Source organism: Cryobacterium arcticum (genome assembly GCF_001679725.1).
GTDB classification, from domain to species: domain Bacteria; phylum Actinomycetota; class Actinomycetes; order Actinomycetales; family Microbacteriaceae; genus Cryobacterium; species Cryobacterium arcticum_A.
On record NZ_CP016282.1, the window covers coordinates 2350636 to 2374379 of the forward strand.

The 23744-nt window shown below is 62.1% G+C and carries 20 protein-coding genes; 6 read left to right on the top strand and 14 right to left on the bottom strand.

Going from position 1 to position 23744, the window contains the following annotated elements; translation table 11 throughout:
* Positions 1–46 precede the first annotated feature (46 nt).
* A complete protein-coding gene (locus PA27867_RS10550; protein ID WP_084020984.1) occupies positions 47–2224 on the top strand; it encodes a KAP family P-loop NTPase fold protein in 2178 nt (725 codons plus the stop codon).
* Between the two features lie 184 nt (positions 2225–2408).
* Here the strand turns inward: PA27867_RS10550 and PA27867_RS10555 are convergent, their stop codons facing one another.
* From PA27867_RS10555 to PA27867_RS10565, 3 genes are all read right to left on the bottom strand, one after another.
* Positions 2409–3080, bottom strand: coding sequence for a hypothetical protein (locus tag PA27867_RS10555; protein ID WP_066596174.1), 672 nt, complete (start codon positions 3078–3080; stop codon positions 2409–2411).
* A 237-nt stretch (positions 3081–3317) separates the two neighbouring features.
* Positions 3318–4640 carry a hypothetical protein gene (locus PA27867_RS10560; RefSeq protein WP_066596176.1) on the bottom strand — a complete coding sequence of 441 codons (1323 nt, stop codon included), beginning with the start codon at positions 4638–4640 and terminating at the stop codon, positions 3318–3320.
* Between the two features lie 437 nt (positions 4641–5077).
* Positions 5078–6376 carry an LCP family protein gene (locus PA27867_RS10565; protein ID WP_066596178.1) on the bottom strand — a complete coding sequence of 433 codons (1299 nt, stop codon included), beginning with the start codon at positions 6374–6376 and terminating at the stop codon, positions 5078–5080.
* Between the two features lie 473 nt (positions 6377–6849).
* Between PA27867_RS10565 and PA27867_RS10570 the strand changes: the two genes are divergently transcribed.
* Positions 6850–7587, top strand: coding sequence for a hypothetical protein (locus PA27867_RS10570; RefSeq protein ID WP_157109193.1), 738 nt, complete (start codon positions 6850–6852; stop codon positions 7585–7587).
* A gap of 48 nt (positions 7588–7635) precedes the next feature.
* Entirely contained in the window at positions 7636–7959 is a 324-nt protein-coding gene (locus PA27867_RS10575; protein ID WP_066596181.1) for a type II toxin-antitoxin system Phd/YefM family antitoxin, read from the top strand.
* Between the two features lie 309 nt (positions 7960–8268).
* On the opposite strand, the gene PA27867_RS10580 is transcribed toward PA27867_RS10575, so the two are convergent.
* On the bottom strand, positions 8269–9702 hold the full coding sequence (locus PA27867_RS10580) for a UvrD-helicase domain-containing protein (RefSeq protein ID WP_084020986.1): 1434 nt from the start codon (positions 9700–9702) through the stop codon (positions 8269–8271).
* Positions 9702–11474 (bottom strand): ATP-dependent nuclease, encoded by a 1773-nt coding sequence (locus PA27867_RS10585; RefSeq protein ID WP_066596185.1) that lies wholly within the window; start codon positions 11472–11474, stop codon positions 9702–9704. Before PA27867_RS10585 ends, PA27867_RS10580 begins: the two co-directional genes overlap by 1 nt.
* A 1749-nt stretch (positions 11475–13223) precedes the next feature.
* Here PA27867_RS10585 and PA27867_RS10590 point away from each other — a divergent pair.
* Positions 13224–14264: a CHAT domain-containing protein gene (locus tag PA27867_RS10590; protein WP_066596187.1), complete on the top strand. Its 1041-nt coding sequence runs from the start codon at positions 13224–13226 to the stop codon at positions 14262–14264.
* Positions 14265–14296: 32 nt separating this feature from the next.
* Complete coding sequence (locus PA27867_RS10595) at positions 14297–14548, top strand: hypothetical protein (protein ID WP_066596189.1); 252 nt, start codon at positions 14297–14299, stop codon at positions 14546–14548.
* A 636-nt stretch (positions 14549–15184) separates the two neighbouring features.
* On the opposite strand, the gene PA27867_RS20650 is transcribed toward PA27867_RS10595, so the two are convergent.
* The 5 genes from PA27867_RS20650 to PA27867_RS10615 all read right to left on the bottom strand — a co-directional run bounded on the left by PA27867_RS20650 (position 15185) and on the right by PA27867_RS10615 (position 20109).
* Complete coding sequence (locus PA27867_RS20650; protein WP_157109194.1) at positions 15185–15886, bottom strand: hypothetical protein; 702 nt, start codon at positions 15884–15886, stop codon at positions 15185–15187.
* A gap of 622 nt (positions 15887–16508) precedes the next feature.
* Entirely contained in the window at positions 16509–17576 is a 1068-nt protein-coding gene (locus PA27867_RS10600) for a DNA-processing protein DprA (protein WP_066596190.1), read from the bottom strand.
* The gene (locus PA27867_RS10605; protein ID WP_066596191.1) at positions 17573–19105 is read right to left on the bottom strand and encodes a YifB family Mg chelatase-like AAA ATPase; all 1533 of its coding nucleotides are present in this window, start codon (positions 19103–19105) and stop codon (positions 17573–17575) included. Before PA27867_RS10605 ends, PA27867_RS10600 begins: the two co-directional genes overlap by 4 nt.
* A complete protein-coding gene (locus tag PA27867_RS10610) occupies positions 19105–19461 on the bottom strand; it encodes a YraN family protein (protein ID WP_066599655.1) in 357 nt (118 codons plus the stop codon). The genes PA27867_RS10605 and PA27867_RS10610 overlap by 1 nt, the downstream gene beginning before the upstream one ends.
* Before the next feature lie 123 nt (positions 19462–19584).
* On the bottom strand, positions 19585–20109 hold the full coding sequence (locus PA27867_RS10615) for a DUF1269 domain-containing protein (RefSeq protein ID WP_066596193.1): 525 nt from the start codon (positions 20107–20109) through the stop codon (positions 19585–19587).
* Positions 20110–20250: 141 nt separating this feature from the next.
* Here PA27867_RS10615 and PA27867_RS10620 point away from each other — a divergent pair, with 141 nt between their 5' ends.
* Positions 20251–20703 carry a nitroreductase/quinone reductase family protein gene (locus PA27867_RS10620; RefSeq protein ID WP_066596194.1) on the top strand — a complete coding sequence of 151 codons (453 nt, stop codon included), beginning with the start codon at positions 20251–20253 and terminating at the stop codon, positions 20701–20703.
* Between the two features lie 15 nt (positions 20704–20718).
* Here the strand turns inward: PA27867_RS10620 and PA27867_RS10625 are convergent, their stop codons facing one another.
* Genes PA27867_RS10625 through lepB form a run of 4 tightly spaced genes read right to left on the bottom strand, consistent with a single transcriptional unit; the run spans position 20719 to position 23637 of the window.
* Positions 20719–21843 carry a dipeptidase gene (locus tag PA27867_RS10625; protein ID WP_084020991.1) on the bottom strand — a complete coding sequence of 375 codons (1125 nt, stop codon included), beginning with the start codon at positions 21841–21843 and terminating at the stop codon, positions 20719–20721.
* 37 nt (positions 21844–21880) lie between these two features.
* Complete coding sequence (locus PA27867_RS10630; RefSeq protein ID WP_066596196.1) at positions 21881–22204, bottom strand: DUF2469 family protein; 324 nt, start codon at positions 22202–22204, stop codon at positions 21881–21883.
* Positions 22205–22229: 25 nt separating this feature from the next.
* Positions 22230–22874, bottom strand: a complete 645-nt coding sequence (locus tag PA27867_RS10635) for a ribonuclease HII (RefSeq protein ID WP_066599663.1) — start codon at positions 22872–22874, stop codon at positions 22230–22232.
* A gap of 16 nt (positions 22875–22890) precedes the next feature.
* Positions 22891–23637, bottom strand: coding sequence for a signal peptidase I (lepB, locus tag PA27867_RS10640; protein WP_066596198.1), 747 nt, complete (start codon positions 23635–23637; stop codon positions 22891–22893).
* Positions 23638–23744: the final 107 nt, after the last annotated feature.

A 23744-nucleotide genomic window follows, 5' to 3' on the forward strand; every position in this document is an offset into this window, starting at 1 on the left:
ACCGCCTCGATGCCAGACACCCGCCGCGTCTGCCATGCTGTGACTCATGGAACGCAATCCCGAAAGCCCAACTTGGCTCGGGGATGACCCCATTCTCGACACCGAAGACTCGCCTGATCGCCTCGGCCGCGCAGACTTTGCCGATTCGGCTGCCAGACTCCTCAACAATGTGAGAGTCAGCGGCAATTCGTCAGTGGTGGCACTAATCGGCGCCTGGGGATCGGGAAAGTCAAGCATGCTGAACATGATCCGCTCTCGACTCGATACTCATTCCACTGTTGATCGGGCGGCCTGGATCGTGGTCGATTTCAATCCTTGGTATTACTCAGATCTGGCTTCTCTCCAGGTTGGATTCTTCCGTGAACTCACCGCGGCCTTGCCAAGCGAGAGATCGTGGAAGAGCATCCGCAGCAAGATATCCAGCATCGGTCAGGCAACGGCCCCGTTGGCGAGTGTCTTTGCCGGCCTGGGGCTTGATCCCAGCCAAGCACTGTCTGCGGTCTCCAAGATGATCGGCGGAGACCAGTCTCTTTCCGCTATCCAACGATCGACCGACGACGCTCTCAGGCTGATGAACAGGCCCGTACTCATGGTCCTGGACGATCTGGATCGGCTGTCTCCTGACGAACTGCTCCTGGTATTCAAGTTGCTTCGGCTGACGGGCCGCCTGCATAACGTTCACTACCTCATCTCCTATGACGAGGACACCCTTCTCGACGCGCTCACGCGCACGGGGCTCGTAGGGACGAATGACCCCAGGCGCGCGGTGGATTACCTGGAAAAAATGGTGCAAATCAGACTTGATCTCCCGCCTCTCCGGGACCGGCAAATCGAGACTTGGTTGAATGTCGCAATCGACCAGTTGGCCGCCCGAGTCGGCCTCGACACCGTCGCCCAGCCGTTGAGAAGATTCAGCCAGGCGTACTACTCGCTAATGCGGCGTCGCCTCGATACACCCAGGTCCATCGGCCGCTTCGTGTCTCAGGCGGAAGCATTTCTTCCGAAGGACGCAAGAGACTTCGACCTGGAAGATTACCTGATCCTCACTTGGATTCGAACGGCGGAACCGCTGCTTTACGCCATGCTTCGGGTGGAGCGCGCCTCGCTCATCGGCGGTCGCTCGGCGTCCATGGGCGCAATGTTGAGGGCGATGGACTCGAAAATTTCGAAAGAACCGTGGGTTCGTCGGCTGAACGAAGCGCACATTGCCGTTGAGCATCATGATGATGTGGCCGATGTGCTTTCTGCTCTATTTCCGAAGTTCAATCAAGAATGGAACGAGAGCAGCCGGACTTACGGCAACAGCGACGCACCTGCACCGAGGGTCGGGAATCCCGACTACTTCGACCGCTACTTTCATTTCGGCGTCCCGAGTGACGACCTAGCGGACGGACTCGTTTTCGCGGCGTATGCACAAATCTCAAATGGAACACCCGGTCACGAACTCGACTTGGTCCATTCCCAATTTCCGGCCAAAGCTGGCCTAATCATCCCCAAGCTCGAGACCGCGAACGAAGCCGATCCCTCCGGGAGCCTGGCACTCGTGGGTTGGCTAGCCGACCAGGATCTCGCTGTGCCCGAAAGCACCGACACCTTCAACGACCATCGGCGGCTACGAGTCTTTGGTGCGCGCGTGTTCCTTGGACTGCCGCTATCGGACGTTCATGTGGCGGTGGAGACGGTTGCGGCAAAATCCGGCGGGCTCCCAATACTGTCGGACTGGCTCCAGTACGCCAACGACCCAAGGGCTCACTATCGCCTTTCGGACGAGCAAAAAACCTCTTTTGCAGAAGCCGACTTGCGCTTCTTGGTGCACGTTCGAGCACTTTTCGAATCACAACGAGCTACTTCCCCCATCGATATTGACGAGCACATCTGGAATCTGATTGGGGATTGGTATCGCATCGACGTTGAGGGCGTCCGCACCTGGATCGCGGCACTCTTCCTAACCGGTGAATGGCTGCCCCTAGACGTCGTGGCGCGTCTCGTCATAACGGGCGTCACGGACGGTGTTCCCGATGCGCCGCTGATGCTTAGCGGCCTTGATTTTGAGGCCTTGGACAACATTGTCGGACTGGACTTTCTTTACGCGGCACTTGATCAAGAGATCGAGGTCGCATCAGCTCCGCCATGGAGAGATCATTCCGTGGAGGCCACACCGGAAAGTCGTCGGCAGTACGCCCTTCAATTGCTACGGGAGAGAAGGGGAAGCGTCCAGCAATAGCGAATCCCGCCCAGGTGCCGTGTCGGTCAGGATAGTTTCTGTCACACTTCGAGCATGAAATAGCCGGGTGTTGACAACAACGTTTGATTCGACACCTGTTTCAACGGCACAGACCAGTGGGCGAACCACTCGCCTCGCGGATGTAGTCAGTCCAGAGTCCCGGGCTGCCTGCCGTGTGAACGCTTCACATCTTGGGACCGACTTGCTCGCTACTGATCCGGTCCGTCAACAACTGTGGGAATGCAGCAACGAGCCGGTCGCGCGAGGCGGTGGGGGTTTCAACGAACGGGTATGGGGCGTAACGCGCCAGCCCGGCATCCACGTAGTCGTGTTGCGACAACCGTGTCGCCGCTTGGTCCCATGGGCCCTCCATATGAACAACATCCTCGTGGCCGATCCGGCGAAAAAGCGCCGCGATGCGCGCGAACGATATCGAGTAAAGCCACTTGTGTCGGTCGCGCTCGGATACGACCCAAATCTTCGCCGGCCCCTCCTCCGATTGAGGATAGAACTCAAGCACGAAGGAGTGGACAAATAGGTTGACTAGCTCGCGAACGGTGAGCTCAGTCTGTCGCTTCGAATCCATGTCGTAGTACTCCCAATACTCCCATCGGTCATAGATACCGGGAACACGACTGGTCAGTGGGTGCATGCCGAACGACACTCGCTCGCGCGGTAGCAGGGACGATGTCTTAGCGGATTCGACCAGACGGCGGATGGTGAACATGCCGACCATGAGGTCGCGTTCGACGAGGAATCCCGTCCTGGTCGACCATCGTTTCACCTCAGCGCGTCGTTCCAACGCGGTAGCTATCTTCAAGAGCTCTTCACGCCACGGCACTGAGTCTGCGATCACGGTCGAAGTCTCACACAATATGCTCCGAGGCAGGTACCGCAAACGGGACCCAAAGCATGCAAGATGCTAGGTGCTCTGTACACTGGCACGACCCCGATGCCGTGTGGCCGGGGTATCGCGGTGGCGCCGAGTTCGAAGGTGATGAACCTCGGCCGGTGCATCGCCCGTGCATGGAGGGCCACCATGCGCGGTGACTTACCCGGTCAATACACCCGTCGTTTCTATAGAGGCGAGAAGCTAAGTAAGCTCTTGCCCTGGAAATCGTGGTGGCGTCGCTGCTGTCAGGAGCGCCGACGAAAGCGTACACATGTGTTCCCAAACCCCATTCATACCCTCCAGCTGTGACGCGGGCTGTTTCAGGAGCTTGTCAATGTTCGCCTTGGCGAGCGATTTGTTACTTAGATTTCCATGCCCCTTGACCGCGTCCGTATCCTTGGCCCATTGCACCGGGATAAAGGCGCCGTCGATTGCACGAAGCACTGCCGGACCGAACATGAACTCTATGGATGCAGCGCGGCCATTCACATTCGCGGAGATACCCTCCTGCGTCGGGTAGTCCTCCGCATACGGAACGTCTGGCAACATGATAAATCTGATGTTGTTTGGCAGGCGAGATCGCTCTAGATCTTTCATTGCCTTGGCACCCGCACCGTCGTTGTCCAACACACCAATGACCCGGTTCATCACACCAACGGCGGCCAGGCTGCGGAGAGTGCGCACGACTTGGTCAGTTCCACCCTCATACTTCGTCTCGAAGTCAAGGAAGCGGAAGTAGCCAGTCAGGTCCGGGTATACGTGTGCGAGAGTCTTGCTGATATAGCGGGCGTCGGATTTCCCCTCTGTTACGACGATAATGGGCCCATTTCCCGACGTGAGCTCTGCCAACTTCGCCCACGCTCCGCTCGTTATATCTTCCGCCTCCGTGAAGTAGTCAGCCATGAAGAGCTCGTGAAGGTCTAGTTCGACGGGAGTGCCAGGATCGACGTGTTCGAGCTGAAGGGCCAATACCGGTAGGAGGACGTCCTTGTCTTCGTACAGCCACGGCTCCAGACATTGCAGGCAAGCGAGTCGGTCCCATGCGATGTCTGAGGGCTGAACGCCGTCCTGGCGAAGCTCTTGAAGCGCCTCCAGTCCCACGGTGAGTACGTAGTCGGCCGAAACGAGGCGACAAGGCTCGGAACTCTCCTTTTGAGGACTGAGCTCCACCTCGTCGCTGCCATCGTTGATTAAGCGGATCAGCGCAACGAGTTCGCTTCTGCACGCTGCTGGGTGGTACCCCGAGAGGTTAAGTCGCGAGGTGATCACGCCTGCGGGCGCGGCGTAAACGAAAGGGCTGTCGATATAGGTGCCATTCGGTCCGAAGTCTCCGCGCTCCGCAAGGAATATGTCCTCGAGGTCGGCGACCTCTTGTGAATCGCTGGAGATACGTAGGGCGTCTACCCACTTTCGGTTCACTTTGCGGTCGCTCTCTCGGAAAAGAGTTAGGAGTCTGAGTGGCAGATCGTTTTTGCCCCATGTAAGCATCCGACCGCCCGCCATCAGCCTGTATGAGTCACCCATCAATAGCCACTTTCCCTCGATCGCGCGATCCAATGGCCAAGCGGCCGCACTTCAGCAAGAGCCGCGATCCCAGCGGTCACTCAGATTCAGAGCAAGTTCTACTCGTGCCATAGAAGCGACGCTATCGGGTTACCACGACGGTCGCCCACACACCGTCTGCCGGCGGGCAAAAGTCGCTTGTGAGCAACCTGACTCGTCGGGCGTTTCGCCGAACCTTGAGGCGTGCCTTGCCCCAACGGTAGATGACGGGTCACCGGCGATGCCGTCTTGGCAGCGTCTGTCGTGCGCCCTAGTGAGCGTGTGCCTGACTTACCGGGAAGCTAGTCGTATCGGGCGACAGCTAAGGTCGCGCACGGGCAAGCGGACGCGATCGTCACCGCGCCGTTCACTCTGGGGCGCTGAGAGCGCGCAGTGGCGCTTCGACCTCGAGTGGCGGGTTACTCCGCGGCTGGCACCAGAGCAGCCGCGATCAGGCCGCGGATGTAGTCGTAGTCGGGATCCGTCGGGTCGACGCCGTTGTCCGGGACGAGCTCCACGGTGGCCATCGGTAGGGCCTTCGTTTTCCCGGCCAGGTTGGTGAAATAGCCCAACGCACCCTGCGGGATGTCGGTCTTGACCACCTGCTGGCCGGCCGCGGCGATCCCCTGGAATTTTGTGAGCACGTTCGCCGGCGTGAACTGCGTGAGGATCGCCTGCTGCAGGACGCGCTGGCGGGCCATGCGGTCATAGTCATCCGTTGTGTGGCGTGACCTGCCGTACCAGAGCGCGGTGAACCCGTCCATGTGCTGCTGACCCGCCTCCACCCAGCCTTCGACGTCACTGAGGTCCTCGAACCGACCACCGATCGGCAGCCGCTCGGCCACGTTGATGTCGACGCCCCCAAGCGCGTCGATGAGGTCAGAGAATCCCTGCATGTCGATCAGCGCGTAGTACTGAATTGTGAGACCGGTGATGCCCCTGGCGGCGTCGCGCATGCCCTCGATGCCGGGTTCACTTCCCTCTGCCACAGCGTCCGGATACATCTCCGGGCTCTTCTGGTCCACCTCGGTGTAGATCGAGTTGAGCATGCAGGCGTCCACGTCACAGCGGTCCTCGTACCCGTAGCCGTCCGGGTAGGCCGCGTGTAGCGGTGAGTCCTCAGGGAAGGGGATCAGGTCGAGATCTCGAGGCAGTCCGATGATGACCGCTTGTCCGGTGTCGGCGTCGATGCTGACCACCGACATGCTGTCCGGGCGCATCCCCGCTCGATCGGAGCCGGAGTCTCCGCCCATGACCAGGATGTTGTAGCGCCCGTCGGCCGGCGGCTCAGACGGCGCGGTGATGAACATCGTCGAGAGGACCCCGCTGGCTGTGGTGGCCACGTAGGCACCGTATCCAGACGTGCCAGCGAGGGCGACCATGACCACGGTGGCCAGTCCTGCAATGTGTGGACGCGCGTTGGGCCGGATCCGCACCAGGCGCGACAGACGCAGCGTGTCAAAGGTCAGAGTCACCCACAGCAGGCTGTAGAAGACCAGCACGGCGGCGAGGGCCCAAAGGCCGATCGAGTTCGTAAACACGGAGAGCACGAGCTCAGGGTTGACCTTGTACATGACGCCGGCTGCCGCCAGCAGCAGAAGGAAAGCGACAGACGCACGCAGGCCGAACCGTCCGAGGCCGCGGCTGCCAGCGAGCACCTGGGCGGAGCCGGGCAGGAGGATGTTGAGCACCACGAGCCACCAGGCTCGCTTCGTCATGAGTGGACGAGAGCCCTGGTCCGGATAGCGGATCGGACTTGAAGCCCCCGTTGAGAACACGTGTCCCCTTCTCACTCGCAATTCAGCCGGCTAGACCAATGCGGCAGGAGTCGTCCACGGTCATGACGCACCTATCTGGCACCGACCGCCCCAAGGACCACCCTGCGAGCACTGAGCCCACACATTACGCGTGGCTTGGCAAGCAACCCGCTCGATGTCTCCTGGGGAGCGGGCGTATTTGCCTAGATCACTCCAGAACTGGGGGTAGCACGCAGCCCGTTAGCCGAAAGCGAGCATACAGAACCGCCTCTGGAAAATATCGATGCGATTCGAGCGAGCCGCCCCGTGCTCGCAAGGTATTCGTAGCGTCCAAGCTAATTGAGGAGGAGAGGCAGACGCCGTCACTCGCGCGGCCCTACCTGCACTGGATATTCTCATGAGAACCGCTCGGCGACAGAAAAGAAGTGCTGTAGATGACCTTTGAAGTACGAGACAACCGTTCGTCGTCCGCACGCAATCCCCTCGATTCCACCGCGGACGATCATGGATTAACAGCGCTGCGGCTCGTGATCGGCCTGATCCCGCTCGGAAGTCTGGCCACAGAGCTTGTTCCGTCGGCGGGAGACCGGCAAACTAAGCGGGCGATTCGGACCCTACAAACGCTGGTGCAGGATCTACAACTTCGACTCGACCTCGATACGTGGAGTCCAACGCCGACGGAAGAAGACCTCGATGCAGCGTTCGTGCGCTCTTTGCGGGCCGCTCAAGAGACTGCTGAAGAGGAAAAGCGTGAGTTCATCTGGCACGGCTTGATCAATGGCTGGGTACGCACCCACGGCAATACGGACCGGGACCGATTCCAACGAATTGTCGCGAAGTACGATCTAGAGCACTTCCAATTGCTTCGACAGATGCGATCCCTCGTGAAGGACGATATCCACTGGTTTTCATTTGAATCAGGAAGCGAGTCGCTCGTGGATTGCCTAGATCGCAAGCGCGACGCCCTTCTTCCATATCTACAGGAGTTCGCCGCCGACGGGCTGGTAATGATCTACGACCAACCCGACATCAGGCAGAGGGGCGGCGAGCCGTCGGTCTCGACTCGCAAGAATGTCTTGTGGAAACAGGACTCGGACGACCTCCTGAACTTCGTAATGGATCCTAGAAACGTTCAGAACGCCACATCCGCGCCGGACGCACAGAGCGAATAACCATCCCGCCTGAACAGCCGGTGCCAGCGAGAAGTCAAGGGGGCAGCCATGGCCATCACAGCTAGCGATACCCGCCGCAGTCTTGCCGGTCTGATCGAGCGCGTGAACCTCGACCGCGTGGAGATCGAGATCGTCTCCCGGCGAGGGTCAGCCGTGCTCATGACCAAGGACGAGTACGACTCCCTAACGGAAACGGGTTATCTCCTCAGCTCGCCAACGAACGCGGAGCGGTGGCTGTCCGCGTTTACAGCAGCCCGCGAAGGCGGAGCGACCACGACTCAACTGTATCGCCGTATCGTGTTTCATGGCGTGTCCTCTAGCGGGTCGATCGCAGTGTGGATGCCGTGCAATGAGCAGGTGAAAGCCACGTGAATGACTTGGGTGATCGGGAACGGCTCAGGCTGACAATCCGCAACACACTCGGGGCATCTACGGTAGGGCTCGTTTACGGCACGAAGCTCGCCCCCGTCGCTGTCGATCACAAGCCTCCTGATGCGTCCCAATGCTGAGACGAAATCGAACATACCCTTCAGGAATCTAGAACGGCCCCTATAGCGGTGGGTCCCACCCTCGCAAGCTTCTGCGCGGGGACTAGCGCAAGGCCCCGGGGATTGGATGTCTCCATAGTTAATGTCCGCCACTTCAATTTGCGGTTCAGGACAGCTCAACCGAGCTTGCGGTCTAGCTGGTGTAGCGGGGTAACGAGTCGGGGCTGAACACGGTGAGCGTCTTCCGTGCGCGACTCAATGCGACATAGAGATTCCGACTGCTCGTAAGGAGTCCCGCGTTTGCAATGATTACGTGGTCGTATTCGAGTCCTTTCACAAGCAGTGTGCGAGAGACGACTCTGTGCGAAGGATGTCGCCCGGTTCGACGAAGAGCATCACGGATATTGCTCAACGCGCCCACGGCTGTCACATCGCCACTAGACGCGGTGTCGATCGCCTTTCGGACCTCGTTCCAGGCTTCGCGCTTGAACAGCCGTATGGCTCTGACAGCGCCGATTGTCCGCATGGCGCGGGTGACTGATTCGTACGTTGGCGCTTCCATGACGGCGTCGAGTGCGCCCTGAACGCTTGCGAGCCCCGGCCGAGAAAGATGCCCAATGGTCGCACCCCGGCTCAGCTTGTCTGTAATAGCCCGATCGAGTCCTCCAAGTCCCGAAAAACACTGCTTGGCGAATCTTGCCAACAAGGCGGCATAGTTAGCCGGTTCGGCCGCGTCTAGTCGCGTCAAGAACGACACCATAAAATTCCCTTGGATGTCTTCCATGACCTCGTAGACCCCATTCAGCTTGCTCGCCAACTGATTGGCATCCGCGGCCCACTGGCCGAGCACCAGGACCGACTCGCCGTCTGGATGCTTGGCGAAAGCAGAGCTGGCGAGCTTGCGTGGGTCGAGAAGGTTCCAAGAGAATCCGGGAAAATCTACCGCAGCTAGATTGATGGGCTCATTGGCCAGGAGGGCCGGGCGGATGTCAAGCAACCACTGCCCGAGCGCTTTGTTGTGGCCAGCCCATCGGCGAGGAGTATGCGCTTGTGGATATCGCGGGAAACTCTCAAAAACCTGGGCATCCCAATCGACAAGCACTTGTCCGCTGAAGTCAAAAATGCCCTGAAGTCGATCTCCGAGTACACACGTCTTCGGTATGGCAGCAACGATTGCGAGCACAAACTCATGCTGATCGAGATCACAATCTTGATACTCATCGACGATGAAGTACTCGAAGCTCGCGGCGTGAACGTCTGTCAGCGCCTGAGCATTCACAACCTTCATGGCGCCAGCGACGTACTCGGACGAGCTAGACCAATCAGGGTTTTCCGGCACAACAATGCCGGCTATCCCTGGATAGCTGCGCACAAGATCAAAGGCCCAACCTGTGATGGTGTCGACGTGCACGTTTCGAGACGCGACACCGAATGCTTTGAGGCGCGTTCGAATTGCGCCCACACCTGCGTGCGTGTGCGTAAGAATTAACACACGGTCGTCTGTTTCATCCGCGAGAGCGGCAAGCGCTGCTACGAGATGGGTCTTTCCCGTGCCGGCGGGCATTTCGAGCGCAACGGGAAGACTCGACAGAATGGCGAACGCGTTCTCGCGGAGTTCGATATCCACTAGCTCTGCACCGGCACCGTCGCAGCCTCAGCCCCTCGTTCGGCAGCACGTGCCGCTTGAGGATATATGTGAGCTTTCACGGCGAGGAGCGTCTGGCCGAACGGTGTCTGTCTGAGTTCCCCGGCGTACCTGTTGATAAAAACCCCCAAGGTGCGACCCGCTCCCACGCTCTTGAACCACTTGCTCTTCAGCGCTGTGTTCGCGATCAGCGCGCGTGCCGATTCGAGAGTGAAACCATCAACGCTGATCCAAGACTCGACATCCAAGCCTGAAATTCTCAGCCCTTTGTTGCCCGCATTGAGTAGGTCGGACCTCACTGTGGCTTCGTCGACCCGCACTTCGACCGCTACCGCTAACAGTTTGGTGAGCAAGGGAGCCCCCATAGCGTCGACCATTTCGTTCTCAGTTGCGTTGCCTTTTCGCCAACGAAGAACAGCGGCCCCCGCTTCCGACGCCTTGGTGGCGGCAGCGTCGATCGTGCGTTCGTCGTTGTCGATGAAGAGCACGACATCGTACCCCAACTTCGCAAGAACGGCTGCGCGGTATGGTGCGACAGATCCATTGCCGTTTGCGACAGCGACTCCGTTAGCCGCGCTCGTAGCTCCGTCTGTCGTAGCTGCGTGTGTGTCCCAGCATTCAAGCAAGCTAAGCAACAGTCCGAACTCGGTCTTGCCTTCAGTAACGATGATTTTCTTCGCGAGGAACGAAGAGGGCCCGCCACGAAGGGTCGCCTGCGCGAATTTCAGATCTATTGGGACAAGCTGGCTCGTTGCGGCCCCTTCCACGCATCGAACGACAGCGAGGTCACTCGATTCCAACTGTTCTACCGCCACCGGCGAGTGTGTGGTTACAAAAACTTGAGCGAGTTGACTGTCCGCGCGGAGATGCTTCAGCAGGTGCACAAGTCGGTGCGGCTCTAGACCATATTCAACTTCGTCAATGAGAATGACCGACTTGTTTTGGGAAGCCATCTCCTGGGTGGCAATGCCAGCCAATCGGCGCGTGCCCAACCCAAAGCTCGTCAGCGGAACCTCGCCTTCGAATAGTGCGAGGTTTCCGCCTGCCGTGGAGAGCGACGTGTCGAGCCCAGGCTTGAGGTCACTGAAGTTCCCACTGCCCAGCTCCCCGAGTCTGGCTCCAATATCGTCGGTCAGAATCTGAAGCTCGGGTGTGATGGCACCGTTCACCGCTATACGCGCTGCGACCAGAGCTGCACTCAGTGTGCCGGAGGCCCCATGAGTTGAGTCGGTTAGGCGAGTCAGCGCGGAGGACTTCGTCCAACGCAAATGGTTATCAATTCGGTCATCGACTTTGAATACCGAAAACTTCCGTCTCAGCCCAGAACCAATCGGAATGTTGTCGTTTCCCCCTGGGCGATAGATCGACCAGATCGGTTCAATCTCACTCTCGACACGAAGTTCCACAATGACACAAGGCTCAACGCCGTCTATGGGATCGTGCTGCCACTCCCCTTCGCTATCGATGCCTGATAGGTGCAGCCCGAACAGAGCATGAGTACGGATCTCAGCTGGAAGATCAGCAAGCGCAATTCTTATCACTATCGGCTTGTCGGTTTTCGCGTCATAGAAGTCTGTGTCGCTGAGAGACAGACTCCACCGCTCACCTAACGTGAGGTTGATGGCGTCGATAATGGTCGATTTTGAGCTGTCCCCCGGACCGATGAGGCAGATGAACTTCTTGTCATGAGGTATCCGAAAATCGAGACTTTTGATGCCACGAAAGTTCTGTATCTCGATGCGTCGTACCCTCATATATTGACCCCCTGTTCTGAGTATGTCAGGGGTGTCTCGGTGGGTTGCAGCTCCAACTCTCACGAATAGTTGTGTCCCAGGTCACGTACGCCCGGTAACGACCGTTTCAGCCGCTGTGCAATGAACGAAACGGCCGCACCATCAGCGAGCGGGATCGCCCAAGAACGGACAGGACCCGACTCGCTCGGCTCGGCTCGAGGGCTCAACCTCACAGAACCACCTTGGAAGCAGGCGCCAACTCCGAGGAGTTCAACCACGCGGCTCGGGAGGAAGATACATCGCTGTGAAAGGCTACTAATCGGCGCAGGGTCCCCAGGCCAGGATTATGCTCAGTCGCGATCCTTTTAACCGATTGCGAGACACGAATGACTGAAGCACTACCCGAAGAGCTATTCGTGATCGTCACCAGAGACGCAAACCCCATCGTGAAATGGAATATGAGCCTGGGACGCATCGCGTCCGCGGGGCTGGCGTATGCCGAGCAGAATCCTGAGACATATGCTGTACAGCGCGACGAATGGTTGCCATGGATTCCCAATCCGAACTACAACACATTCGTAGGGTTCCATTCACTGCGGGTGTCGAGCGATATGCGCGCGGAGTACAACGCTGAGTTAAGCCGGATCAGGTACTTCAAAGACTTGCCATCTCGGCTTGCCTGTCTGTACACGTGGGGTTCGATAGACGACGCGGTGCGGGCTAGGACGACAATGAGAGGCAGATTTATCGGGACTATTTTGCAATGTCGACCAGTGAAAACACTTCGGTCAGCTCGGTGCAACAGCGCGCTAGTCAACTTCGCACAGCGCGGTGAGCGAGGTGGATTCTTTACTGATCAGGCCTCCGTCGACCAAATCTGGAGAACTTATTGGTCAGGCTCGAGCGAGGTGCACATGATGGAGAGGCCGAACATGCTGGATCCATCTGGACCGCCTGAGAAATTGGAGATGTCAGCGGAACCGCTTTGGGAATGGCTGATAGACGGGGCTCTCGAAATTGTCGCTGAAGTGACGCCACCAACAACAACTCACGGGACTGCAACCTAGCGAAGTCTTAGGTATCTGCGGTTGGCGGGCGTGCAAGACTGACGCCATGCATACGATCCTGGTTTGGACCTACATCGATGCCGACCTCATCAGGAGTGAACACATCTAGAATCGGCGTGCGCCGAAAGCTGGGACGTCGTCGCTGTGCCCCGCTCGGTTGATTGGGAGCGTCTTGCGTCGTTCGATCGGTCGGTGCGACCGGCCATGTTCCACTTCATCGGACACGGAGACGCCAGCGGGAGCCTCTTCGTTCGTGAGGATGGCCCGTCCTGAGGCCGCCCGGCCGCGGACGTCATCCAGCTCGGTCGTGCCCCCCTTCGGCTTTCCATAATCCCTACCGTTCGAGACCTTGGGTGTCACTGCTACGCAGAAGAATCCCTCTGTTCGACTAAGTACACCCTGATGGACGAACTCAACGAGGCCATTGAGCTAGCCGTGTCGCGCCGCGGGTGGTCCCCGCTTGTCGCGGACTTGCTTGGTGCTCCACCACGTGGCCAGTCATGGACGCCATGATGCTGAAATGAAGTTCATGAAGGTTCAGCGCTTCTCGCTTCTGAGGGATTGTGCGGTGGGCGGGTACTGTGCCTCGAGTCACCCACCCCACCCTAAGCTGCGCATTGGAGCATCGGGCACCGATACCGCACCCGTCTCGTGGCCTCTTGCTCGAGTTCTTGGCGCGGTCACCGCACAATAGGATCCGAACATGACTGAAATCGGCGTCAGCGATTCGCCCGTGAAGATCCTCGTCTGGGCCCAGCTTTTGGGCGCACAGAATCTGATCTACGCAGAGCATGAAGTGATGCAGATCGAGGAGCTTGGATCGAGAGGAAATTGCGCAGTTCGGGTCGAGCACGATCGATCTTGGACGGACCTGGCCGAGGTGTTAAGTGATTTTCGGCCAGACATCTTTCACTTCATTGGGCATGGCAGCAAGGGAGACCTAATTGCCCTAGACATGAACGAGTCTTCGCCGTTCCCTATGGAGGGCAGGATCACTCCCGAAAGACTAGTAGCCACCTTCCGCGATGATACGAATCATGTCGCTGGGCTTTTCCTTAATGGCTGCGATACGGCACACTGGGCACCACATTTCATTCCCGAAGGTGGATGGGTGATCGGGTCCACGCATCCGCTGAGCGACGATTTAGGTGCGTTTTTCGCTCCGCTGTTCTATGGATACTTGCTGGCGGGCAACCTCGACTCCGTAGCCTTCGATCATGCGCTAAACGACCTGAGGGAAGTGGCGACCGATGCAGAGATGCCGACCCTCGTCCGGTGGATCGCCGATCCAGAGCCGAGTGACTTCCTGCAGAAGATCTTCAGCCGGCAGGCCTTCCTTCTCTGCGCAGCGGACGAGGGTTCACTTGTCGACCTGAGTACGGCGCTCAAGGGTGTGCGCTCGGCGCTAGGTACGCAGTCCATCAAGACCCGCGTAAAAATACGTGGCTCGAGCACGGTGATTTGCCGGGATCCCCTTCCTGCCCAAAGCGTCACTGAAATCACTCGTGCACTCGACAAGGTCGAAGCCGATCTCCAGCACCTGAGAACGGAGTTCCCGGTCGTTGTTCGCTATATCGACGGCTGGATGCACCTCGAACTGAAGGATCGCGATCGATTCCTTCTCCTTGCAGACAAGATCGATGACTCGCGCAATTTTCTGTTGAGGAAGGTCAACCAGTGTCTTCCAGCTGCAAAGCAACTTCCTCTAATGCGACTCTCATCGACGATCCGGGGTCACGCCTAGCTGATGTGGCCCCATAGGGCGGCGCCTCACTCATGCTCGCGGCGCTGGCCCAGTCCCTAGGCGACAGCGAGCAAGAGTCCGCGATCCTGCGAGAAGCAAGCGCCGAGTTCCCTAAAAATGCCGAATTAATGCTCCGGCTGGCTACTGCAGAAAACGAGATCGCGCTGTTGGCCCGTGCTATTTTGATCGCCCCCGAATTAGCTGTGGTTGCAGGGGCGGATGCTTCCGCATTGACCCATTTCCGACGATCGCAGAATTGGCCCGCTCTGATGATGGTTCTGTAGAGCGCGCGGGACTAGTGCGCTGAATGCTCGTGAATTCAGTTGGATGTTCACCCCGGTCGTCGAGATCCGTTGGGTTCACCATCTCGCGAGTGACGATTCGATGAGTGCTATCTCGCCGCCGCGGAGACCCTAAACTACATTCGGAACAGGTTCGAAGACCTCTATCGACTGTCACGCTACGCCGCAGTAAGGGGGCAGACCGAGAAACCTGTGGAGCGGTCAAGCGTCTTGAACGCGCTGCTCTATCTTCGGTCGCAATCGCCACGTCAGTCCGCGTGGACCGACGTTTCGACCACTACCGGCGACCCTCCACGCCGATCTAGTGCCGGTATCCGACTGAACGTGGGAGACGGGGGGGCTGCTGGCCCCAGGGCCCGCTGATGAGTCGTATGGAAACGTACTCAAGCTGTCCGGCGTAGTAGCGGGTCACCTAGAGCGGGGATACCTTCTGGCCGGTGAACGTCTCGTACGAATAGAGAATCCTCGACTCAGCAGAGACTCTGCACTTCACATACTGAAGGGGGTGGCCCGCACACGGCTGGCGCCTTAGCGTAGCTCAATCGCCATTACTCAGGTGTGACGCTACAATACGGCTGATTCGCTCCGTGGAGTGAATATAGTCCCAGAGGCCTAGACTCACGGATTGGGATTAGGAATTGGATTGTACGGCCCATTCCCACCCTTTGGAAAAAGTGGGACCTGTTCTGGAAAGATCTGGTCCAGCACCGCCTCTGCGGAGGCTGCAGCGGATGCCCCTGTAGCGGCAAGGGCAATCACCCGGGCATCTCTAATTCCCCCCGCGATTGCACCAGCCGCCGCTCCGGCATCAATCTTAAGAATTTCCTTGACGCTTTTGGCCACGATTTGCGATTGACCGGTCTTGCTTGATTCAAGAAGCACATCGGTCCCCGGACCATATATCCTTCCGGTTCCGCTTGTGACGAGGTCCCTAACCGCCACCACAGTCTCTGTAGCGGTAGTTGTCTGAAACAGCTCAGCGATTAGATCGAGCCCACGATCAAGGTCATTCCTGGATCGAACGCTGTAGAGGATGGCCCCAATAACGTCCGACTCGCGCCGCGCATCGGGGGACATCTTCTTGCGAGCCTCAAGGACCATTGGCAGAACGTCTACTGCCTGTCCAAGCCCCTGGCGGCCCGTCGCGGATAGCGCCTTAGCGCCAGCCAGCATTCTAAGTAGCGCCCCGGGGCTTCGCGGCATGGCGACTTTTCCCGCGGAAGATGCGGTGAAACCCAGGTCTCCGAGTAGGTAGAACATTTTCTGTTGAACTTCCTCCACGATTTCAGTGTGAAGGCCGAATGGGTCTCGCGCCGCCATGATTTCCTCCTTCGCAATGCTCAGGCCAGCGTTACCCCCTATTCGGGTTCGCGCAATGCCCTTGGCCCGTCCAAGAGGCGAGGCACAGCCACTCAGATGAGCTCTGGCTCGGTGCGCCAACTAGGCAGCTGCGATTCTGGGCGCGCGAGTGCGGGTGACACGCTGCCACGCACCGAACTATGTGCGCGCGAGGATCAGCCTCCAACATGGAAAGCCGATGAGACACCGATGGGGCCGGAGGCGCTTACGTCAGTCCGATAAGTCAATCGCGTGGTTACGTCCCATTTCGTCAAGACCCTCTCAGGCTCGCCACCGATTTTGTTCCCACTGGTCAGCGACGTTCGAGGGCAATCCCCACATGTCAATGTGCTCGTCGTGTCGCTGGCTGCGCAGCAGGGGCTGACAGGGGCTTCCGCGGTTGTGCCGCAACTGCGGATCTGGAGTAAAGACGAACGACGGCGCCAATGGCGCAGGTCGGCACTGACGTAGCCCACTGCTCGCCGCAGCCTTGGGGCGTCCACGCGGGCGACGGCGACGACCATGACGTAGCTACATTCAGACCGAAGGCGGCGGTCTGGCGACCTCGGCTTCGGCCTCCACGAGATCAATTGCTCAGGGGCGCCTAGCAGTTAGTTCTTAAGAGCGCCCGAACACGGGGTCCCAATGACCAATATTTGCATTGGTTGCGGGAGTACCTAGACAGCCCCGTGGCGTGCCCGGCCGTGTTGAGAGACCCAGAACGCCAGCCGGCCTCCAGCACCACCGTGGCCTGGCTCGCCGCGGCGATGAGTCTGTTCCGTTGCAGGAACCTCCATTTTGTGGGGGCCGCCCCGCAGGGCAGCTCGCTCATCACCGCCCCGGCTTCCACGATGCGGGTGAGCAGGGCGTCGTGTCCGCTCGGGTAGAAGCGGTCGACTCCCCCGGCCAGGAACGCCACGGTGGTTCCGTTGCTGGCCAGAGCCGAACGGTGCGCCATGCCGTCGATGCCGTAGGCGGCGCCCGAAACGATGGCCAGACCCCGGTCGACCAGACCGGCGGCCGCCTCCATGGCCACGTGTTCGCCGTACCCGGTGGCCGCCCGAGCGCCGACCAGGGCGATCGAATGGCGGAGCGCGGCCAGGGCCTCTGGGCGTCCGCGCCACCACAGAGCCAGCGGGGCATGCCGGCCCAGGTCGTCGACGCCGCCGGGCCAGAGCGGGTCGCCCGGCAGCAGGAGGGTGGTCTGGGTGCGGCGGGCCTGCTGCAAGGACCTGATCACCTCGGCGGACGACAACCGGGGGCGCCAGCGGGCCAGCGCCTGCGACAGTTCCCCGAGAAGGCCGGCCGGGTCTCCCGCCCCGTTCTCGTCGACGCCGGCGGCGAGGCTGTCCGACAGCCGCCCAGGCGGCCACGCCTCCACGACGGCGGTCAGCGCCCGCACCGCGCCGAGCCGCTCGACGACAGCCCCCGCCACGCCGTCGCCGGGCTCGGCGATGGTGGTCCACGCCGCCCGGGCGAAGAGGTCGGCATCGAGCGCGAGCGCGGTCTCGGATGCCGGACCGGCCCTGTCCACCGCGGCCGGGACCAGGGCCGGGGCCGGGGATGAGGCCGCCGGCTGCGGTGGGGCGGGTGCGGCGGCCGGGGCGGCGCCGGGGCGCACACCGTCGGCCAAGGACCGCACGAGTGTCTCTTCCAAACCGAACAGGTTCATGACGCCATTCCCTTCCGCAGATAGAGCGCCTGCCCCACTTCGTCCGCTCCCGGTCGGGAGACTCCGGTCAGATCGGCTATCGACCAGGCAACCCGCAGCACCCGGTCATATCCGCGCATGGTGATGCCGCCGCGCTCCAGGGCCCGGTCGAGGAGCGCCGTGACGGAGCCGGCCAGCCGCGTCTGACGTCCGCGCAACCACGGCCCCGTCGCCTCGGAGTTGAGGGTCCACGGGGTGTCCTTCAGCCGCTCCGCCGCCGCGGCCCGCGCGGCGAGCACCCGCTCCCGGGCCACGGCGCTGGAGAGCCGCCCGCCATCGGCGGACAAGCGGAGTTCGGCCGCGCTCACCCGCTTGACGGCGAGCTGGATGTCGATACGGTCCAGCAGGGGCCCGGAGAGACGTGCAAGATAGCGCCGCCGCGAGTTCGGGGCACAGCTGCAGTCGTCCCCCGTACCGTACTGGCCGCACGGGCACGGGTTGGCCGCCAGCACCAGCTGGAACCGGGCCGGGAAATGCGCGACCGCATTGGCACGGTGGATACTGATCCGACCGGACTCCAGCGGCTGCCGCAGCGCGTCGAGCACGGCCGCGGCGAATTCGGGGGCCTCATCGAGGAAAAGCACCCCATGCGAGGCGCGCGCCGCGGCGCCCGGACGGATCTGGCCGCTGCCGCCACCCACCATGGCCGCCGCGGTGATGGTGTGGTGCGGCGCCTCCAACGGCGGTCGGGTGATCAGGGACCGCCCCACCGGCCGGCCGCTCAAGGACCGCAGCGAACTCACCTCGAGGGAGGCGGCCGGACCCAGGTCGGGCAGCAGGCCCGGCAGCCGGGCGGCGAGCATGGTCTTGCCGGCGCCGGGCGGGCCGAGCATGAACACATGGTGGCCGCCCGCGGCCGCCACCTGCAGCGCGAGGATGGCTTCGTCGTTGCCCACCACGTCGATCAGGTCCAGCGACTCATCGACGCTGTCTTCCTCGGCCGGTGCCGTCAGCACGTCCACGGCAATCGGTTCCAACCGCGCACCGTGCCAGATCAGGGCGTCCCGGAGTGACGCGACACCGATCACCCGGATGCCCGGAACGAGCGCCGCCTCGTCGGAGTTGCCGGCCGGCACCATCACGGTGCGGTAGCCCCACCGGGCCGCGGCGATCACGGCCGGCAGCATTCCCGGGGTGGGCCGGAGCCTCCCGTCGAGGGCGAGTTCGCCGATGTGCAGCACCGCGCCCACCGACTCGGCCGGCACGACGCCATCAGCGGCCAGACACGCCAGGGCTATGGCGAGGTCGAACCCCGAGCCGTGCTTACGCAGCGCGGCCGGAGACAGGTTCACCGTGAGCTTGTGCGGGTTCAGCGCGCAGCCCGAGTTCTTGGCCGCCGCCCGCACCCGCTCCGCCGCCTCGGCCAGCGCCGCGTCGGGCAGCCCGATGAGCCGCAGCCCCGGCAACTGGCTCGAGATATCGGCTTCCACCTCGACGATCGAGCCGGCCAGCCCGATCAACGCGACGGACCGGGTGCGGGCCAGCCCCATCAGAACACGCCCTCGAGGTGCTCCACGACGGGTTCGTGGCCGGCCCGGGCGATCACGCCGATGACGTCGATGCGGATCCGGCGGGCCCGCAGCCCGGACTGCTCACACCAGGCTCCGGCCAACCGCCGCAACCGGGCCAGCTTGGCCACCGTGATCGCCTCGAACGGATGCCCGTAGCCGATGCCGGAACGGGTTTTGACCTCGACGAACACGATGTCGCCGTCCTTGGCCACCACCAGGTCTATCTCACCCTGGCTGCACCGCCAGTTGCGCTCCAGCAGGGTGTACCCCGCCCGAGCCAGGTAATCCGCCGCGCAGTCCTCACCGCGCCGGCCCACTTCGTCTTTGCGTGCCACGAGCACCTCCGCCACCAGGGTGCGCTGGTGCCCGCCGGCCACGGGGTGCCGGGACGCAGGGTGTGCAGAGGTGCAGCAGTGCGAGGCCTGTGGAGGACGGGCGCGGGTCGCCGGTCAGGCCGGTCAGTAGGTGTCGTTGCGGGCCTGCTTCTGCAACTCCGCCGATGCGTGGTCCAGTTCCTTGTCGAGCTCCTTGGCGTCCACCTTGAGCTCCTTCTGGATGTGCTTCTGGGCCACGAGACCGGCTTTGCGGAACTCTTCCTCCAGGCGGTCCTTGCCGACCACGATGAGCGCGGCCTCACCGGAGTCGAGCATCTCACCGAGTTCCTTGAGGTCTCCACGGTCCAGGCTCCGCCAGAAGTGCCCGACGATGCTGCCGGCCGCGCCGCCCACGATGGCCGTTCCGATGATCGACGGCGGGAAGAGGAGCCCGAGGACGGCACCGGCGGCCACCCCGGTCCACCCGGCGTGCTTACTGGTCTTGCGGCGAACCTGCACGGTGCCGTCGGCCTCCTTGGTCGCGACGGCGGCGTCATAGGTGCCGATGACCTTGTCGGAGTGCAGCTCGCGCACGACCTCGAGATCGGACTCGGCCGTGGCCGTGTCGGGGTAGACGCCGAGGTAGAGGAAGACGGAATCGTCAGACATGGGAACTCCTTGCTCGTAGGGGACGGCTGGATGGTTCGGGCGCGGACGGGCCGCCTGGTCTGGGCGTCCGCTCAGCGCTCGATGCGGAAGCTACTCACCCCCCGCCCGGGTGTCAACCACCTGCGGTCGTAGGCTGGTCGCATGACGAGGACTCTGGCCCACCGTTCGACCGATCTGATGATGCGCGTGATGAACGCCGCCCACCGGTCGCTGGTGGTGCTCTCCCGCGGCCGATTGGGCTGGAAGATCGGCCCCATGCCGGTCGTGGAACTCCACACGACGGGCCGGAAGAGCGGCGCCCGCAGATCCACCATGCTCACGGCGCCGGTCTACGAACCGGACACGGTGGTGTTGATCGCGTCCAAGGGTGGCGATGAGCGGCATCCCTACTGGTACCTCAACCTGGTCGCCGATCCGAACGTGGAGCTCACCCAGAACGGGGTGACCCGCCCGATGCGGGCGCGCACCGCCGGCGAGGCCGAGAAGGCGCAGCTGTGGCCCCGCATCGTGCGAGCCAACCCCGGCTACGCCGGCTATCAGCGCAAGACCAGCCGCGACATCCCCGTCGTCATCTGCGAGCCGCGTACGCCGTGAACGGGCGCGGGCCGCTCAGACGGTGAGGCCGGTGGTCGTCGACCCTCCCCCGGCGAAGGCCGCGTCCGTGGCCCGCAGCACCCGGAGGACGTTCGCGCCGGCCAAGGCCGCGAGGTCGGCGGCGCTCCAGCCTCGACCGGCCAGTTCGACAAGCAGGGCCGGATAGCCGTCCACGCCCTCCAACTGCTCGGGAAACTCGTCGGTACCGTCGAAGTCACCGCCGAGCCCGATGTGGCGGATGCCGGCCACCGCCCGGGCATGCTCCACGTGGTCGGCCACCTGGGCGAGCGTCACCCTCGGCGCCGGGCCGCTCCGGTCGCCGTCGAACCACGCGGCGTACTCGGCCGAGACGAACTGGGGCACGAACGTGACCATGAGCACGCCGTCGTTGCCGGCCAGCCGTGCGAGCACATCGTCGGGCACGTTGCGCGGATGCGCCGTGACACCGTGGCAGCAGCTGTGGCTGAAGATCACCGGGGCGCTCGTCACATCCAGCGCGGCATGCGCGGTGGCCGGGGACACATGCGAGAGGTCGACCAGCATGCCCAGGCGGTTCAGTTCCCGGATGTACTCCACGCCACGGGCGGTGAGCCCGCCGTGCACCGGCTCGTCGGTGCCGGAGTCGGCCCAACTGGTGTTGTGCACATGGGTGAGGGTGAGGTAGCGCACACCGAGCCGGGCGAGCATCCGCAGCACACCCGGTGAATCGTTCAGGCAATGGGCGCCCTCGGCGCCGAGCAGGGAGGCGATACGCCCATCGGCCCGGGCGGCCTCCACGCCGGCCGCGCTCGTGGCGATCGCGAAGGTGTCCGGGTACCGGGCGGCGAGCCGGTACACCCAGTCGATCTGCTCCAGAGTGCCTTGCACGGCTGAGGCGCCCTCAAGGGCGTCCTCCACATACACCGACCAGAACTGGCCGCCCACCCGGCCGGCGCGCAGCCGGCCGATGTCGGTGTCGGTGTCCAGCTTCGCGTCCAGGCCTTCGACGGAGTAACCGCGGTTCTCGCGGCATTCCCAGGCCCAATCGTTGTGCCCGTCGATGAGCGGAGCAAGTTCGAGGGCCGCGTCCACGGCGGCCTGAGCCTGGGCGCTGGAAACGCTGTGGGCGGGGGTGCTCGGTGGGGTGCTGCGCGCGTTCATCCGCACACGCTAGCAGCCGGGCGACCGGCCGGGGTGGCTACTCGTCGAGTGCGAGTTCCTTGGGCAGCTCGAATTCCTTCGATGCGAGTTCTTCCACGTTGACGTCCTTGAACGTGAGCACCCGTACCGACTTCACGAACCGGTCGGAGCGGTAGACGTCCCAGACCCAGACATCCTTCATGGTCAGCTCGAAATAGAAGTCGTGTTCGGTATCGCGCCGCACCAACTCGACCTCGTTGGCCAGGTAGAACCGGCGCTCGGTTTCGACGACGTACTGGAACTGCCCCACAACGTCTCGATACTCGCGGTATAGGGCCAACTCGACCTCGCGGTCGTAGTCCTCGAATTCGTCTTCTTCCATGGTGAGACAATCCTACGCGCTGAAGCTACCGCGCGATTTTGAGCCAGCTCAGCCGGTGGTGCTCGCTTGCGCCGAGCGTGCCGAGGGCGGCCATGTGCTCGGCGCTGCCGTAGCCCTTGTTTCCCGACCAGCCGTAGCCGGGGGTGCCGAGGTCGGCCGCGATCATGAGCCTGTCACGGTGCACCTTGGCGATCACGGATGCCGCGGACACGGACGCGCAATCCTGGTCGGCCTTGATGCGGGTCACGACCGACAGCGGTGTGGCGAGGGCCTTGTTCAACCAGTCGTCGTTGCCGTCCAGCAGGACCACCCCGCCGACGATGTCCACTTCGGCGGCGTGCAGCTGGGCCAGGGCGCGCTTGCCGGCCAGCCCGAGAGCGGCGATGATGCCGTGAGCGTCGACCTCCTGGGCCGAGGCGAGCCCGACGGCGCTGTGCCGCACCCAGGCCGCGGCCAGCGGTGCGAGCAGTTCCCGGCGGGGTTCGCTGAGCAGTTTGGAGTCGCGCAGGCCCACGGGAAATGCGCCCACATCGGCCGTGACGACGGCGACGCCGACGGCCACGGGTCCGGCGAGGGCGCCTCGGCCCACCTCGTCGCAGCCGATGACGCAGGTGGCTCCGGCGGCCAGCATGGCCAGCTCCACGTCGAGGGTGGGCTCAACCACGGCCATCATCATGACTTGAGCGTCATTCTTCGGCGTCCTCGACCCCGCGGAAGACCTCGGGGTAGTCGTCCAGCCAGCTCCACCGGTTCAGCGGCCAGCTGATCACCAGGGCGCGGCCCACGACGTTGTCCAGCGGCACGAAGCCCTTGCCGGGGGCGGTGGGGTGATACCGCGAGTCGAGCGAGTCGTAGCGGTTGTCACCCATCACCCACAGCGAGTTCTTCGGCACGACCACGTCGAACGCGTCCTTGGACACGCTCGTCTGGCCGACCGGCAGCAGGACGTACGGTTCGTTCAGCGGGATGTCGTTGACGCTCATCTGGCCCAGCGTGTTGCAGCAGACGACGTGGTCGCCCGGCAGGCCGATGACTCTCTTGATCAGGTGGTCGTTGCTGTCGGGTGCGGACAGGCCGACGACCGACAGGGTCCAGTCGAGGGCGGCGACGATGGGGTTCTGCTCGATGGGCGCCTGGGGTGGCAGCCATCCGCCCGGGTCCCTGAAGACCACAACGTCACCGCGGGAGACCGGGATGAGGTCGGGTTCGAGCTGGTTCACGATGATGCGGTCGTTGACCAGCAGCGTGCTCTCCATCGACCCTGAGGGGATGTAGAACGAGCGCACGAGAAAGGTCTTGATCAGGAACGAGATGAGCAGGGCCACCACGAAGATGATCAAGAGGTCGCGAAGGAAGATCGCGATGCCGCGCTTCTTGCGCGACGAATCTGGTTCCAGGCGATGCGATCGCGAGGGCAGAGTGTTGTCTGTCATTTAACCGCCTGAGCTCCTCGCCCAGTTTAGCGGGGAGGAGCTCAGGGGGAAATCCAGCGTGCTGCGAAAACGCTCAGGGTTGAGTCCGAGCGACGCGGCACTGCCGG